Origin of the sequence: Sulfitobacter sp. G21635-S1 (assembly GCF_027213915.1) — a bacterium.
Taxonomy (GTDB): Bacteria; Pseudomonadota; Alphaproteobacteria; order Rhodobacterales; family Rhodobacteraceae; genus Sulfitobacter.
Window position 1 is genome coordinate 419,469 of sequence record NZ_JAPWGV010000001.1, and the last position, 13,990, is coordinate 433,458.

A 13,990-nucleotide genomic window follows, 5' to 3' on the forward strand; every position below is an offset into this window, starting at 1 on the left:
CATCACCGTGCCGCATGGCAACTGCAGGTTGAGGGCGTGCCGACAGGTCGTGGCACATCGGTCCACGGTCCGGGGCATCTGTTAAACTTGGCGAATTGCCTCAGTCGATGGAAATCTGGCTCGGGAACTGATGCGCCGAAACGACATCAAGACGATGAGTTAAGTCTGCAACGACATGCATTGATCGGCCACGGTCCCTCGGACGAGAGAGCGCAGCCAGGCGCGCGCCGGATCCCGGTAGCTGCGCTTGTGCCAGGCCATCTTGTAAAGAATTTTCTCGTGATCGAAGGGAAGCGGCGCGATTTCCAGTTGCTCCGCCCCGGGCATGCTCTGCGCAAAACTCCACGGGACAGCCGCCACCAGATCGGTCTGCCTGGCGATATTGACTGCTTCTTCCGCCCGATTCACAACCAGTCGAATTTTCCGCTTGTGGCCCGCAAGGCCAAGCCAATTGTCGATGATACCGGCTTGCCGCGGGGCTTGTTTTACCAGGATGTGCTCCGCTTCTATGAAACCCTCCAGTGAAACAGGCGGGCGCAGCGTGGTATGGCCACGCCTGAACACGCAGACGTAGTTGTCAGAGAGGATGCTTTCGAGTTGCAGATCCTCTTCCACATCCGGGAACATTCCGACGGCACAGTCCAGCCCGCCCCGTTGAAGGGAATCGATCGAGGTGGGATTGGAATGCAGATGAAAGTAAAGCCGCGCCAAAGGTGCCGCTTCCGTAAAGCGCAGCGCAAGTTCCGGGGCGACGCGCGACACCAGCGTATCGGTAATCGCGACATTGAAGGTGAGGTTCGTTTGGGCCGACTGGAAATCCTGAGGCAGCGCGATGGCGCGGATCTGCTCCATCGCGCGTTGCAAATCGGGCCAGACTTCCAAAGCACGCTCTGTCGGAGCCACGCCGCCCGGAACCTTGATAAACAACTCGTCCTTCATGATGTAGCGCAGCCGACGCAATGCGTTGGAAACGGCGGGTTGGGTCATGGAAAGTCGATGCGCTGCACGCGTGACGCTGCCCTCTGCCAGGACGGCGTACAGGACGTTCATCAGATTGAGGTCTATCCTCGTTTCCGCGCGGGGTTCGTTCACTGAGTTTCCCAAGACCTCACTGTCAATATCGCCGTTTCGCCGCAAATCTGGCGATTCAGGATCCTACGCAACTGCTTCAAACGCTGGACAGGGCAGAAAGCTATGCGCGGCTTTGAAACATGTCCAGTGCCCGCAAATCTGTCCAGATGCTCATTTCTTGCGCAACATAACTTCATGGATTGGGGCACCGGCAACGATGGCCTCCTGACGTTTCGCTTCGCTCCTGGCGATTTCGCGCGCATTCGCGAGCACGGATTCGGCGCGCTCCAGCGGCACAAAGCAGACACCAACCTCATCAGCCAGGACAATATCGCCGGGCATAACCGATACGCCACAGATATTGACCGGTACGTTCACACCAATTGTACGGACGCGCCATTTTCCGGTTACCGGGCTGATACTGCGTGACCAGATCGGATATTCGATCTTGCGGGAATGTGCGATGTCGCGCACAGCACCATCGACGATGGCCCCCAGCTCACCCTGCCGTTTTGCGATACTGGCGAGGAGACCGCCCATATTGGAAATCGTGTCCACGCCCTGCAACACCAACACATCGCCCGGCTCGGCGAGGTTATGGGCCTCAACATCCGCAAGCATGGATACACCGCCCTGCACTGCCACTTCTGGTGCGTCCTCGCGCGGGACATTGAGTACGGTCAACGCCCGACCAACCAGCCGGGCGCCGGGCGTTGAAGGGTAGAGCTTGCCACCGGCGACCGCGCCGGAAATGCCGAGTTCGTCCATCGCATCGGAGGTCATGCCCGTCAAATCCGGCAAGGCGCGAAAACCCTCCAGAACTTCGCTGGCGATTTTCGGTAAAGTGAAAGTTCCGAATGCTTCATGTGGAAGCCGTCCAAGTGTATGGATTTCGCGCTCTTCCGGCTGCTGATCAGGTATCATTCCAATTCCTTTGACGGTTGTCGGAGTAAAGGCCCCAGGTCCCGAGTTCGTGCCTGTAGCGCGTTCCGCCCCATGGGTTACCCAAAGAATTCAGGTTCCGGCAGGCCGGAAACCCCGGCCCCGATTGCAAAGACACCGCCCGCATCGGGCTGGGCGGCAAGGTCATCCGGGCCAAGACGCTGGGTTGCGGAGGTCACATAGAGTGTCTCCAGGTCAGCGCCTCCAAAGGCGCAACTTGTGGGCAGGGCAACGGGCAGGTCGATGACCCGGTCAATCCGCCCGTCCGGCGTATAGCGCACCACGCGGCCACCATTGTATTCCGCGTTCCACAAGAACCCCTCGGCATCGACGGTAGAACCGTCTGGTCGCCCCGGCCGGTCCCGCGTTTCAGCAAAGAGCGTCTCTTTTGAAAGCGTCCCGCTGTCGGCATCAAACTTGAACGACCTGATCTGCATCCGATATGTGTCTGCGAAATACATGGTCCGGTCGTCGGGGCTCCAGCAGATGCTGTTCGGAACGATAATGTCGCCAAGCATCTTCGTCGCCTCGCCCTGCGACCCAAACCGGTAAAGCGAGCCGGTGGGATCGCGCCGGGTATCGTTCATGGTGCCGCTCCAGAACCGGCCCCTGCGGTCGCAGCGCCCGTCATTGAACCGGTTTTCGTGTTCGTCCGGTTCCGGATCATTGAGAAAGTCGAGCGTTCCGGTGTCAAAATCCAGCTTGTGCAGCCCTGTCTGCATGGCAACAATCAGTTTGCCGGCCCCGGCACTGCGCAGACCGATACTGCCGATGATGCTCGGCATTTCACGTTTTTCGGTGATGCCGGTCGTGGGGTCGTGACGGAAAATCATGGGGCCACGGCTGTCGACCCAATAAAGCTTTTGCTCGCGCACGCTCCAGACTGGGCTCTCTCCCAGCCGGTTGCCGTCGCTAACGATGCAGTCGATCTTGGTGCTAGGCAATTGCGTCCCCGAATGTTGGTCTGAGCATGAAACAAGCTGATCGAACAAACGACGCTTTCCCGGGCAAATCTACAGTTTTGGCAGGGGCTGGCAATTTCACAGCCGTAATGTGTGATATCACGTCGGGTGATGACGGATATGCTGTACGCAAATTTGACGCGCCGGGCCCGAGCTTCAAAACTGCAACTGTCAGCGGATTGGCGTGCGAGCGTTTTTCCGCGTTGCAATCACAGCAAACGGGCCTTGTGGCGTTGAGGGGTTTGATCCCTCTTGGCCCCGGGCTCCAGCAGGAACAGGGCAAATGATAAAGACACTGACCTTACTCGTTCGACGCGAAGATTGGACTCACGACGCGTTTGTAAAGTACTGGCAGGAAGTGCATGGTCCGATCGCGCGCGACGTGAAGCAGATCCGGCGCTACGTCCAGTCCGAATATCTCGATCAGGTCATTCGCCAGGACGTCGAGGAGATCAGTCTGCCAGTCGATGGCGTCGCAGAGGTCTGGTACGACAGTATCGAAAGCATGCGGGAAGCCAGGGAATCTCCGGAAGGCAAGGCGCTGCTGGCGGATGGTGCAAAATTCGTCGGACGCTCCCGCACGCTGATCCTGCGCGAACGCGAGTTCATTGCCCCCAGAACAGACGTCGAGAAGGTCTGACCATGAAGGAGCCGGTCGCACCCAGCCCCGATTTCGAGGCGGATTTCGACGCTTTGATGCGCCGCGCAGGTCTTGAGATCAAGCCGGAGTGGCGGGCACAGATGCTGGTCGAATACGCCCAGCTGCGCATGAATGTGGCTGTCCTTCACGACCTTGCCAACAGATGCCCGGCTACGCTGAACCTGCACCAGCCGATCACTTCCGGCAGGATTGAAACATGAGCTTCGCGGATCATTCGATTGCCGATCTCGGTCGGCTGCTCCGACGCCAGGCGCTTTCCGCTACCGAGTTGACCCGATGGACCCTTGAGCAGGCGGAAGCGACCAACGGGACGTTGCATGCCTTCATATCCCTTTTGCCGGAACGGGCGATGGCTGAGGCGGCGGCTGCGGACCGCGCCTTTGCATCCGGAATTGATCTTGGTCCGATGCAGGGCATCCCATATGCGGCAAAAGATCTGTTCGACGCAAAGGGCGTCGCAACGACATGCCAGTCGAAATTCGGGCTGGAAGCGGTTGCAGATGCCGATGCGGGTGTAATCGAGCGGCTCACCACCGGCGGCGCGGTCCTGATCGGCAAGACATCCACGTTTGAATATGCGCTCTACGGACCGGATCCGGACCTCGCGTTTCCCCTCGCACGCAATCCATGGAATCTGGAGCATTACACCGGCGGTTCCTCCAGCGGCTCGGCTGTCGCCATCGCCGCCGGGCTGGTCCGAATGGGGCTGGGCACCGACACCGGCGGTTCGATCCGCACGCCCTCCTCATGGTGCGGGACGGTTGGCTTGAAACCGACTTTTGGCCGTGTCACCCGCCGTGGCTGTTTCCCCCTGTCCGCATCGCTTGACCACTGCGGCCCCTTGGCGCGCAGCGTGTCCGACGCGGCAATTGCCCTTCAGGTGCTCGCGGGGCATGACGCTGGCGATCCTGATTGTCATGACGGACCCGTCCCGAATTACCTTGAAGGGCTGGAACGGTCGGTCGCCGGCACGCGTGTTGGCATTGCCGTGCCGCTGCTGGAAACGGCTTCGGCGGAAACGCTTGCCGCGGTTGAGCGAACGGCGGACCTTCTGCGATCCGAAGGGGCCGAGGTTTTCGAAGTCTCCACGCCGGATCTTCTTTCATTCGGTTCCGTCGTTCGGGCATTGCTGATCATCGAAGGGTATCATGTCCACCAACAAAGGATGCGGGACCGTATCGAGGACTTCGGGCCGCTGTCGGCGCGCCGACTGGCCCTCGCGCCCGCCTATTCTGCGCCGGATTACCTCGCCGCATTGAAAGCCCGGCGTCTCCTCGCCGAGGCCGTCTCCGGCGTCTTGCGGACCTGTGATGTCATCCTTTGCGCCACGACCCCGGGCTCTGCACCTTCCTTGACGCAGGAGGCGACGCCGTTTGATCCGGCCACTCCGTCAATGACGAACCCGCAGAATGTCATGGGCAATCCGGCGATCAGCGTCCCGGTCGGATTGGATTCAAACGGCCTGCCGCTGGCGGTGCAACTCGTGGGTCGCTTGTTTGAAGAAGCAACCCTTCTTCAGGTGGCCCACACGGTCGAACGGTTGACTGGCTGGCAAAAGATCGGACTGCCGAACGTCCAATACCAGCCCGGTCAGGGGGTGCCCGCATGAACGGAATTCACGACATGGGTGGGATGCACGGTTTCGGGGCCATTCCTGACATAGACGGACCCGAGCCCTTTCACCACGATTGGGAACGGCACGTCTTTGCCATGAACGTCGCACTTGGTGGCCTAGGTCTGTGGAACATCGACATGACCCGGGCGGAGATGGAGACGACGGCGCCGGAGGACTATCTTGCGCCGGGCGGATACTTTTACCGCTTCCTGCTCAGAATGGAACGGCAGGCACTGAAATACGACCTGGCCTCTCCCGAGGAGATTTCTTCCGGTGTCGTCAGCCAGCCGCCCCGGTCCGGATTGAGCGCAATGAAACCGGAACAAATCGCGGTCATGGCGGCAAAGGGCAGCTCCTCCATGCGCCCGACGGAAAACGAACCGCGCTTCAAGGTCGGCGACCGTGTCCGCGCGCGCCGCATCAATCCCGAAACCCATACGCGCCTGCCGCGATATGTGCGCGGATGCGAGGGCGTGATCACGCTCGTGCAGGGCAGCCACGTCTATCCGGACGACAGTTGTCACGGTGACGAAAATCCGCAGTGGCTTTATGCGGTCCGGTTCGCCGGCACGGAAATCTGGGGCAAGAACGCAGAAGCGGGGCTTGAGGTCGTCATCGACGCTTTCGAACCCTACCTCGAACCTGCCTGAGCCCCGCCATCAGGCCTGTGCAAGCCAATGCGACCACAATTCATCAAACCAACGGGAACAACATGACTGAAGATGATCACACCGGACAGGATCACGATCATGATCATTCGCATCTGACTGAAACGGAATCACGTGTCCGGGCGCTGGAAAGCCTCTTGACGGAGAAGGGTTACATCGACCCGAAGACGCTTGAAACAATTCTTCAGACCTACGAGGAGCAGGTCGGTCCACGCAACGGCGCGAAAGTCGTGGCCCGCGCCTGGTCGGATCCTTCCTTTATGGAGTGGCTGCTGCGCGACACCACAGCGGCTATTGCATCAATGGGATACACGGGGCGGCAAGGCGAACACATCGTTGCCCTGGCCAACACTTCTCGGGTGCATAACGTCGTCGTGTGCACCTTGTGTTCCTGCTATCCTTGGCCGGTGCTTGGGCTGCCGCCCTCCTGGTACAAATCCTCTGCCTATCGCGCGCGTGTCGTCATCGAGCCCCGCAAGGTCCTGGCGGAATTCGGACTCACGCTTCCTGATGACATGACGATCCGGGTCTGGGACTCGACCTCGGAAATGAGGTACATCGTTGTCCCGATGCGTCCTGCGGGCACCGATGGCTGGAGCGCGCAGGATCTGGAAAAGCTGGTCATCCGGGATTCCATGGTCGGCGTCCGGCAGGCGCTGACGCCAGCCGATGCATCGGCTGCGCGCGCAGCTGGAAAAGGGGTGCGGCATGTCTGATGATCATCTTTCGCGGGTAGCCGGATCGCCTGCAGACCGGACCGAACCCAGGACATGGGCAGCCGAGGGCAATGTCGCATTTGCCGAACCCTGGCAGGCACAGATTTTCAGCATGACGGTGGCGCTGAACGAAGCCGGCGCTTTCTCCTGGCAGGAATGGGGGGAAGTCTTCTCTGCGCAGCGGCGCCAGAGCCGGGAGGCCTGCAAACCGGACACCAGCCAGACCTATTACGAGGATTGGCTGGATGCGTTGGAGACGATGGCCGAAATGCAGGCGCTCGCCTCCCGCGAGAACCAGCTTCGCTACAGGAAGGCCTGGCATAATGCGGCAGCGCGCACGAAACACGGACAGCCCATCGAATTGCAGGAGGTGGATTTCGACAAGAGCGCCGTCCACGCCGAAATCCACCAGCATCAGAACCACCGTTAAATTGAGACCCGAACAACCGGAAATTCGCCATGATCCTTGACCACCGCACATACACCGTCAAACACGGCCTGATGGAAGACTACCTCATGCGTTTCGAGAGGGACGGATTGCCCGTGCAACTGCGCCATCTCGGCAACTACATCGGCTCTTTCACGTCGGATATCGGCCCGCAGAACCAGGTTGTCCATATCTGGGCTTATGAAGACATCGCCGACCGCGAAACGCGCCGCGCCGCAATGCTGGCGGATCCGGACTGGCAAACATTTGTTGTTGCCAACCGGGGCACATTCAGCGCGCAGGAAAACAAGATACTGAAACCGACATCCTTTTCGGCGCTCCGCTGAACCCCCGGCGTGAAGTCGATTAAAAAATAATATCAACAGATTAGACGCGCATCCCCATAAAAAGACTACCGAGAATCTTCCCGGTAGTCTTTGTCTCCAGATATTCAGCGCCAGCTTCGCAAGCGAATGCGCGACGCTTGCCTGCCTCAGTCGTCCAGGTGGCTGTCGGCGATCGTGGAAAATGCCAGTGTCTTGAACATGATGCGCAGCGGGCCGCGGTTGGCGGGCGACTGGATCATCAGCAGGGCAATCATGTCTTCGGCCGGGTCGGCGTGATAGCCGGTGCCGGCGGCGCCGCCCCAGTTGTAATCGCCCTTGCTGCCAAGGGAGGGTGCGTTGCCGTCGGCCAGACGCACACCATATCCCAGACCAAAGCCGTAGCCGGGGCCGGGCAGGTAGTACTTGCCGGGCACGATGCCCTCAAGCTGGTTCGAAGTCATCAGTTGCACGCTTTTCGGCGACAGCAGGCGCGTGCCGTTCAACTCGCCCCCGTTCAGCATCATCTGCGCGAACTTGGCATAGTCATGCACGGTGGACATGAGCCCGCCGCCGCCCGACTGATTGGGCTTGCGCACGCGCGGATCGAATATGTCCCCGGCACCCAGTTGCGCCTGATCCGGGAAGGCTTCGGCGATGCGCGGGTAATCCGCCTCGTCGTCCACGTAGAACGCGGTGTCGGTCATGCCCAGCGGTTCAAAGATCCGCGCGGTCATGAACTCTTCCAGGCTCTGGCCCGAGACGACTTCGATCACGGCCCCCAGCACGTCGGTCGAGCGCGAATATTCCCATGTGGTTCCCGGGTCATGCTCCAGCGGCAGGCTGGCCAACAGGTTGGCCTGTTCGATGCCGGTGTTCTCGGACGACCAGACATCGGCGGCGTTATAGGCATCGCGCGCCGGACCCGCGCCGAAGAACCCGTAGGTCAGCCCGGACGTGTGCCGCATCAGGTCACGGATGGTCATCACACCCTTGGCCGGACGGGTAACAGGCTTGCCTTCGGCATCGGTCTCGCCGGTCACCACGGTCATGTCCTTGAAGGCAGGCAGATAGGTGGCCACCGGCGCCTCAAGCATCAGGCGGCCTTCCTCCACCAGCATCATCGCGGCGACGGTGGTGATCGGTTTGGTCATCGAGTAGATGCGAAAGATCGCATCCTCTGTCATCGGCGCGCCATCTGGGGTGATCTTGCCCATGGTCGACAGATGGGCGATCTGGCCGTCGCGGATCAACATGATGACGGCGCCGGGTGTCATCCCCTTGTCCACCATCGCACCGAATGTGGCGTCCATCCGGGCCACGCGCGCAGGGTCCAGACCCAGCGCCGCAGCGTCGCCGCGCGGCAGGTTCTCGGCCCAGCCCGCCGTGACACCCGTTAGGGCAAGTGTGACAGCGACCACACCTGTTCTCAAAATCTTCATGTTCATTCCTCCCATTTAGAAACTGCGAAACGCACAGGCGGTAGCCGTTCTGCCCACCGGCTCTTTCGATATTTCTCCCTCTACCGAAAGACATGCGTTGGCCTCGTCATTATGGTGAGGCCATCCTTACCCTCAAATTGGTGCCATACGTAGCGAACTTCAGGCAATCGCTGCTGCAGCCTGTGGCCAAGTGACGTAGCGGCACTCCTGTGCGGCAAAGTTGTCGGTGACGCGCCCGAGACGCCCATGGGCTGATCCCGCCGCGCAAGAGCGCCAAAGCCGTCGCGGGGCCAAAGCCCTAGAAAATTCATGATCAAAAATGCGGCACAGGCAGGAAAAACGCTTGCCGGACTCGCGGAAACTTCGGGGATTCTAAATAATATTCTTGATTGTATACTATTTTGTATCCAAGTTTCCCCAAGCGCGCCCAACACGCGCAATCAAAAACAGGGAGTAACACCATGAAGACTTCATTTGCTTCGGCGCTGTCGGGTGCCATCACCGCTTTGACATTCGCATTTTCCGCCGTCGCACAGGACCTGCCCGAAGCGCTGGTGATCGGCACAGAAGGCGCCTATCCCCCATTCAACTTTACCGAATCCGACGGCAATGTGGCCGGGTTCGAGATTGATCTCGGCAACGCCATGTGCGCCCATATGAAGGTTGAGTGCACCTGGGTCACGCAAGACTGGGATGGCATCATCCCCGGCCTGCAGGCCAAGAAATACGATGCGATCATCGCCTCGCTCTACATCACCGACGAACGCCGCAAGGTCATCTCCTTTTCGGACAAGTATTATAACGTGCCCTCGCGTTTCGTGGTCGCGACAGACAGCAACCTGGACATCTCGGCTGACGGCCTGTCCGGGGCCATTGTCGGCACCCAGCGCGCAACCAGCTTTGAACGCTACCTGACCGCTGAAATGCCCGATGTCGAAGTGCGGCTTTACGGCACGATGGACGAAGCCTATCTCGATCTTGCCTCGGGCCGCGTCGATGCGGTTCTGGGCGACGTCGTTGCCTTGCAGGACGGCTTCCTTGGCACGCCGGAGGGTGCGGGTTTCGAGCTGCGTGGCCCGGAATTCACCAATCCTGAGTATTTCGGCTATGGCGCGGGCGTTGCAGTGCGGCAGGATGATCAGGCCCTCGCTGGCGCCTTTTCCGAGGCGATCAAGGCGCTGCGCGACAATGGTACCTATCAGGAAATCTCGCAGAAGTGGTTTGGCCTCGACGTTTACGGCAGCTGAACCATGGGGGCCGGGCATGGCGCCCGGCCCCGTGACCCCCAACTTACCCCCGAAAGGATCACATGCCCGATTTTCAGGGATATGGCTGGCTGCTGCTGGATGGCCTGGTGCTGACGCTTGGCGTAGCGATTGCGTCGATGCTGGGCGCTTTGGCCCTTGGCCTGCTGGCGGCCCTTGGCAAACTTTTTGCCCCGCGTGCAGGAAAGGTCCTGATTGAGGTCTATACGACCTTCGTGCGCGGTGTGCCGGAACTGGTGTTGCTGCTGCTGATCTACTACGGCCTGCCGACACTGGTGCAGAACACGGCGGCCAAGGCTGGGTACGACCTGTCGCTGTCGATCAACCCCTTTGTTGCGGGCATTGGCACGCTGACGGTGATCTACGCGGCCTTTGCCTGCGAGGTCTTTCGCGCGGCCTATCTGGCCCTGCCACCGGGGCAGCGCGAGGCCGCCTATGCGCTGGGGCTGAACCCGGTGATCACCTTCCGCAAGGTCGAACTGCCGCAGATGATGCGCTATGCGCTGCCCGGCCTCGGCAATGTCTGGATGGTGCTGGTCAAGGCCACAGCCCTGATTTCCATCATCCAGCTGCCCGAACTCATGCGCAATGCCGACATCGCGGCACGGTCCACGCGGCAGCCCTTCACCTTCTTTTTCGCGGCCTGCCTTCTGTATCTTGCGATCACCGCCATTTCGATGCTGGGTCAAGCGCGGCTTGAACGCTGGGCTGCGCGCGGCACGACCGAGGCCAGAAGCTGATGGATTTCATCCTTGCGAACCTGCCCCGATTTCTTGAAGGGGCGTGGATGACCATCCAGCTGGCCCTGTTCAGCTGCTCTTGTGGTCTGCTCATGGCGCTGCCGATCGCACTTGCGCGGCTGTCGCGCAAACGCGTGCTGAGCAGCGCCGCCACGGGCTATGTCTTTTTCTTCCGGGGCACACCGCTGCTGGCCCAGATTTTCCTGATCTACTACGGCAGCGGGCAGTTCCGCCATGAACTGGGCGCTCTGGGCCTTTGGACCTTCTTCCGCGATCCGTGGTTCTGCGCCCTGCTGTCGCTGACATTGAACACCGCCGCTTACAGCTCCGAAATCCTGCGTGGCGCGATCCAGGCGATCCCGAAAGGAGAAATCGAGGCGGCCAAGGCGCTTGGCCTGAACCGGTATCTGCTGTTGCGCTTGGTGATCCTGCCCCGCGCCATCCGCATCGGCTGGCCTGCTTACACGAACGAAGTGGTCTACCAGATCCAGGCCACATCTCTTGTCTCGATCATCACGATCATGGATATCACCGGTGTGGCGCGCACCGTGGGCGCGCGCGACTTTACCTTTTTCGAAGCCTTTGGCCTTGCGGCACTGCTCTACCTTATTCTGGTATACGGGTTCATCTTCCTGGCCGGACGGATCGAAAAAAGGCTTGGCGCGCATCTGATCCGACCCGCCGCCGTCAACAAACCCAAGCTCGCAGGGAACATCAGATGAGTGAAACAATACCGCACTCCGCACCTGCCACCTCGCCCAAGAAACGGGGTGTTCTGCGGGAAAAAGCCTTTCTGACCCTCAAGGACGCGATCCTGAGCGGCAACCTGCAACGCGGGGAACGCCTGTCCGAGGCGCGCCTTATCCAGGAGTTCGGCATTGGCCGCACTCCGCTGCGCGAGGCGCTGAACCGTCTGGAACGCGAAGGGCTTGTCGTCAGCCAGCCCAACAGCGGCTACTCGGTGGCCAATCTGGATGTGGACGCGGTCTGCGACTTGCTGGTGGTGCGTGAAGGGCTTGACGCCATGGCCGCCGAGATTGCGACAGAAACGGCAAGCGACGAAGAATTGCAGGCTTTGGCCCGGGTCATGGATGACATCTATGCGCTGGATCAGGCCCATGAACGCACACCGGAAGTCTATGCGCGCGAGCTGGAGCTGGGGCTTGAGGTGCATGAGGTGATCCTGGCCGCCACGCACAATGCCCCGCTGATCGAGATCACCCGCCGCGTCTACGACCAGTTGCGCCTTGCGCTCTGGGTCGAGGTGCGCTGGATCGATCAATGGACCATGGCCGTGGCCGAACACCGCGCCATCGTCGAAGCCATGCTGGACCGCGACGCCCCCCGGGCGATGGCCGCGGCGCGGGCGCATGTGCGCTCGTCGCGCGACAACATGCAGATGATCCGCGAGGTCGCGGACCTGCGCCGGTCTCGCGGCAGCCGCATCCCGATGCGCAAAGACAAATAAACGACGGAGCCCCCAATGCGTGACTTTCATTTCCCCGGCCGGTCGGCTGTCCATGCGATGGAGGCCATGGTGGCAACCTCGCATCCTCTGGCGACCGAAGCCGCCATGCAGGTCCTGCGCGAGGGCGGCTCAGCGATGGATGCTGCCATTGCGGGGTCGGCTGTCATGGCGGTGGTCGAGCCGCAGATGACCGGGATCGGTGGCGATTGCTTTGCGCTGGTCGCGCCAAATGGCGGTGGCGGCGTGATCGCCTTTAACGGGTCCGGTCGCGCCCCTGCGGCTGCTTCGGTGGATCGTTTGCGTGAACAGGGCTTCACCGACATCCCGGTGGATTCCATCCACGCGGTCACGCTGCCCGGCGCGATTGACGGCTGGTTCCGGTTGCACAGCCGGTTCGGGCGTCTGGACATGGCCCGTTTGCTGCAGCCTGCCATCGGCTATGCCCGAAACGGCTATCCCGTCCATGCCCGTGTCGCCCGTGACTGGCGCAAAGCCCGTGCGCATCTGGCCAAGCGGGACGCCGCGCGCGCGCTCTTTTTGCCGGATGGTGACAGCCCGGCCGAGGGTATGATCCACCGCCAGGAACATCTGGCCGAGACGCTGGAGATCATCGCAGCCAAGGGCCCGCGCGGTTTTTACGAAGGGCCTGTGGCCGAGGCGATGGTGCGCACGTTGCAGGCGCAGGGCGGCATTCATACTGCCACGGATTTCGCCGGGGTCGCGGGCGACTTTGTCAGGCCGATATCGACCGATTACCGGGGACGGAATGTGCATCAGGTGCCGCCCAACAATCAGGGCCTGACCGCGCTGATGATGCTGAACCTGATGGAAGGGTTCGACCTGTCCGCACTTACCCCCGGCAGCGCCGAGGCGCTGCATCTGGAGATCGAGACCGCGCGTCTGGCCTATGCCATGCGCGACCGGCACATCACCGAATTGGGTGACATGAAGATAACGGTCGAGCAGATCCTGTCCAAGCCTTGGGCGGATGAATTGCGCGCGCGGATCATGCCCGACCGCGCCATGACCGACATCGGCCCGCTTGGCCTCAGGACTTCGGACACCGTCTATATGACCGTAGTGGATCGCGACATGAATGCGGTCAGCTTCATCAACTCGATCTTCGACAGTTTCGGCAGCGGTATTCTCTGCCCAGAGACCGGCGTTCTGTTCCAGAACCGCGGCCATTCCTTCTCTCTCGATCCCGATCATCCCAACGTGCTTGCCCCGGGCAAGCGCCCGATGCACACGATCATGCCCGGCATGGTAACAGAACAGGGCAAGCCGGTGCTGTCCTTCGGCGTCATGGGCGGAGATTATCAGCCGCTGGGCCAGGCCCGCGTCATATCGAACCTCTTCGATCACGGGTGCGACCTGCAAGGCGTGCTGGATGCGCCGCGCGTGTTTCCCCTGGGCGATGTTGTCGAGGTCGAGCGCAGCGTGCCGGCCGAAGTGCTGCGCGGCCTTGCAGCCAAGGGCCACAGCCTGCGTCTGGCCGAAGACCCGCTTGGCGGTGCGCAGGCGATCCGGATCGACCATGCGCGCGGCACCCTGATCGGCGCCTCCGATCCCAGAAAGGATGGCTGTGTCGCTGGCTACTAGAGCCGCAAGAAGCTTTCGATGAACCCGGCCATCTAAGGAACGGATTGCGCGCCGAAATTACCAAATAAAACAAGTACTAAGTTTACGT

At 60.9% G+C, this 13,990-nt stretch carries 17 protein-coding genes; 13 read left to right on the top strand and 4 right to left on the bottom strand.

Annotation, left to right across the window (positions count from 1 at the left end; all coding sequences use genetic code 11):
- Positions 1 to 159: 159 nt before the first annotated feature.
- The 3 genes from O4H53_RS02000 to O4H53_RS02010 form a co-directional block, all read right to left on the bottom strand.
- On the bottom strand, positions 160 to 1,092 hold the full coding sequence (locus O4H53_RS02000) for a LysR family transcriptional regulator (protein ID WP_269360975.1): 933 nt from the start codon (positions 1,090 to 1,092) through the stop codon (positions 160 to 162).
- A gap of 150 nt (positions 1,093 to 1,242) precedes the next feature.
- The gene (locus O4H53_RS02005) at positions 1,243 to 1,995 is read right to left on the bottom strand and encodes an RraA family protein (RefSeq protein WP_269360977.1); all 753 of its coding nucleotides are present in this window, start codon (positions 1,993 to 1,995) and stop codon (positions 1,243 to 1,245) included.
- A gap of 77 nt (positions 1,996 to 2,072) precedes the next feature.
- Positions 2,073 to 2,957 (bottom strand): SMP-30/gluconolactonase/LRE family protein, encoded by an 885-nt coding sequence (locus O4H53_RS02010; protein ID WP_269360979.1) that lies wholly within the window; start codon positions 2,955 to 2,957, stop codon positions 2,073 to 2,075.
- 26 nt (positions 2,958 to 2,983) lie between these two features.
- Here O4H53_RS02010 and O4H53_RS02015 point away from each other — a divergent pair, with 26 nt between their 5' ends.
- The 8 genes from O4H53_RS02015 to O4H53_RS02050 all read left to right on the top strand — a co-directional run bounded on the left by O4H53_RS02015 (position 2,984) and on the right by O4H53_RS02050 (position 7,409).
- A complete protein-coding gene (locus O4H53_RS02015; RefSeq protein ID WP_269360980.1) occupies positions 2,984 to 3,262 on the top strand; it encodes a hypothetical protein in 279 nt (92 codons plus the stop codon).
- Positions 3,259 to 3,615, top strand: a complete 357-nt coding sequence (locus tag O4H53_RS02020) for an EthD domain-containing protein (protein WP_269360982.1) — start codon at positions 3,259 to 3,261, stop codon at positions 3,613 to 3,615. Before O4H53_RS02015 ends, O4H53_RS02020 begins: the two co-directional genes overlap by 4 nt.
- Positions 3,616 to 3,617: 2 nt before the next feature.
- On the top strand, positions 3,618 to 3,836 hold the full coding sequence (locus tag O4H53_RS02025) for a hypothetical protein (RefSeq protein ID WP_269360984.1): 219 nt from the start codon (positions 3,618 to 3,620) through the stop codon (positions 3,834 to 3,836).
- Positions 3,833 to 5,245, top strand: a complete 1,413-nt coding sequence (locus O4H53_RS02030) for an amidase (protein ID WP_269360986.1) — start codon at positions 3,833 to 3,835, stop codon at positions 5,243 to 5,245. The genes O4H53_RS02025 and O4H53_RS02030 overlap by 4 nt, the downstream gene beginning before the upstream one ends.
- Positions 5,242 to 5,901 carry a nitrile hydratase subunit beta gene (gene nthB / locus O4H53_RS02035; protein WP_269360988.1) on the top strand — a complete coding sequence of 220 codons (660 nt, stop codon included), beginning with the start codon at positions 5,242 to 5,244 and terminating at the stop codon, positions 5,899 to 5,901. Before O4H53_RS02030 ends, nthB begins: the two co-directional genes overlap by 4 nt.
- Before the next feature lie 62 nt (positions 5,902 to 5,963).
- A complete protein-coding gene (gene nthA / locus O4H53_RS02040; protein WP_269360990.1) occupies positions 5,964 to 6,635 on the top strand; it encodes a nitrile hydratase subunit alpha in 672 nt (223 codons plus the stop codon).
- Positions 6,628 to 7,065, top strand: coding sequence for a nitrile hydratase accessory protein (locus O4H53_RS02045; RefSeq protein WP_269360992.1), 438 nt, complete (start codon positions 6,628 to 6,630; stop codon positions 7,063 to 7,065). The genes nthA and O4H53_RS02045 overlap by 8 nt, the downstream gene beginning before the upstream one ends.
- Positions 7,066 to 7,094: 29 nt before the next feature.
- The gene (locus tag O4H53_RS02050; protein ID WP_269360993.1) at positions 7,095 to 7,409 is read left to right on the top strand and encodes an NIPSNAP family protein; all 315 of its coding nucleotides are present in this window, start codon (positions 7,095 to 7,097) and stop codon (positions 7,407 to 7,409) included.
- A gap of 146 nt (positions 7,410 to 7,555) precedes the next feature.
- Here O4H53_RS02050 and O4H53_RS02055 read toward each other — a convergent pair whose 3' ends face one another.
- Positions 7,556 to 8,827, bottom strand: coding sequence for a serine hydrolase domain-containing protein (locus tag O4H53_RS02055; protein ID WP_269360995.1), 1,272 nt, complete (start codon positions 8,825 to 8,827; stop codon positions 7,556 to 7,558).
- Positions 8,828 to 9,288: 461 nt separating this feature from the next.
- On the opposite strand from O4H53_RS02055, the gene O4H53_RS02060 reads away from it, so the two are divergent.
- The 5 genes from O4H53_RS02060 to ggt all read left to right on the top strand — a co-directional run bounded on the left by O4H53_RS02060 (position 9,289) and on the right by ggt (position 13,902).
- Positions 9,289 to 10,074, top strand: coding sequence for an ABC transporter substrate-binding protein (locus O4H53_RS02060; RefSeq protein WP_269360996.1), 786 nt, complete (start codon positions 9,289 to 9,291; stop codon positions 10,072 to 10,074).
- Positions 10,075 to 10,136: 62 nt separating this feature from the next.
- Positions 10,137 to 10,832, top strand: coding sequence for an ABC transporter permease (locus O4H53_RS02065; protein WP_269360998.1), 696 nt, complete (start codon positions 10,137 to 10,139; stop codon positions 10,830 to 10,832).
- Positions 10,832 to 11,554, top strand: a complete 723-nt coding sequence (locus O4H53_RS02070; protein ID WP_269361000.1) for an ABC transporter permease — start codon at positions 10,832 to 10,834, stop codon at positions 11,552 to 11,554. The genes O4H53_RS02065 and O4H53_RS02070 overlap by 1 nt, the downstream gene beginning before the upstream one ends.
- A complete protein-coding gene (locus O4H53_RS02075; RefSeq protein WP_269361002.1) occupies positions 11,551 to 12,300 on the top strand; it encodes a GntR family transcriptional regulator in 750 nt (249 codons plus the stop codon). The genes O4H53_RS02070 and O4H53_RS02075 overlap by 4 nt, the downstream gene beginning before the upstream one ends.
- 15 nt (positions 12,301 to 12,315) lie before the next feature.
- Positions 12,316 to 13,902, top strand: coding sequence for a gamma-glutamyltransferase (gene ggt / locus O4H53_RS02080; RefSeq protein ID WP_269361004.1), 1,587 nt, complete (start codon positions 12,316 to 12,318; stop codon positions 13,900 to 13,902).
- Positions 13,903 to 13,990: the final 88 nt, after the last annotated feature.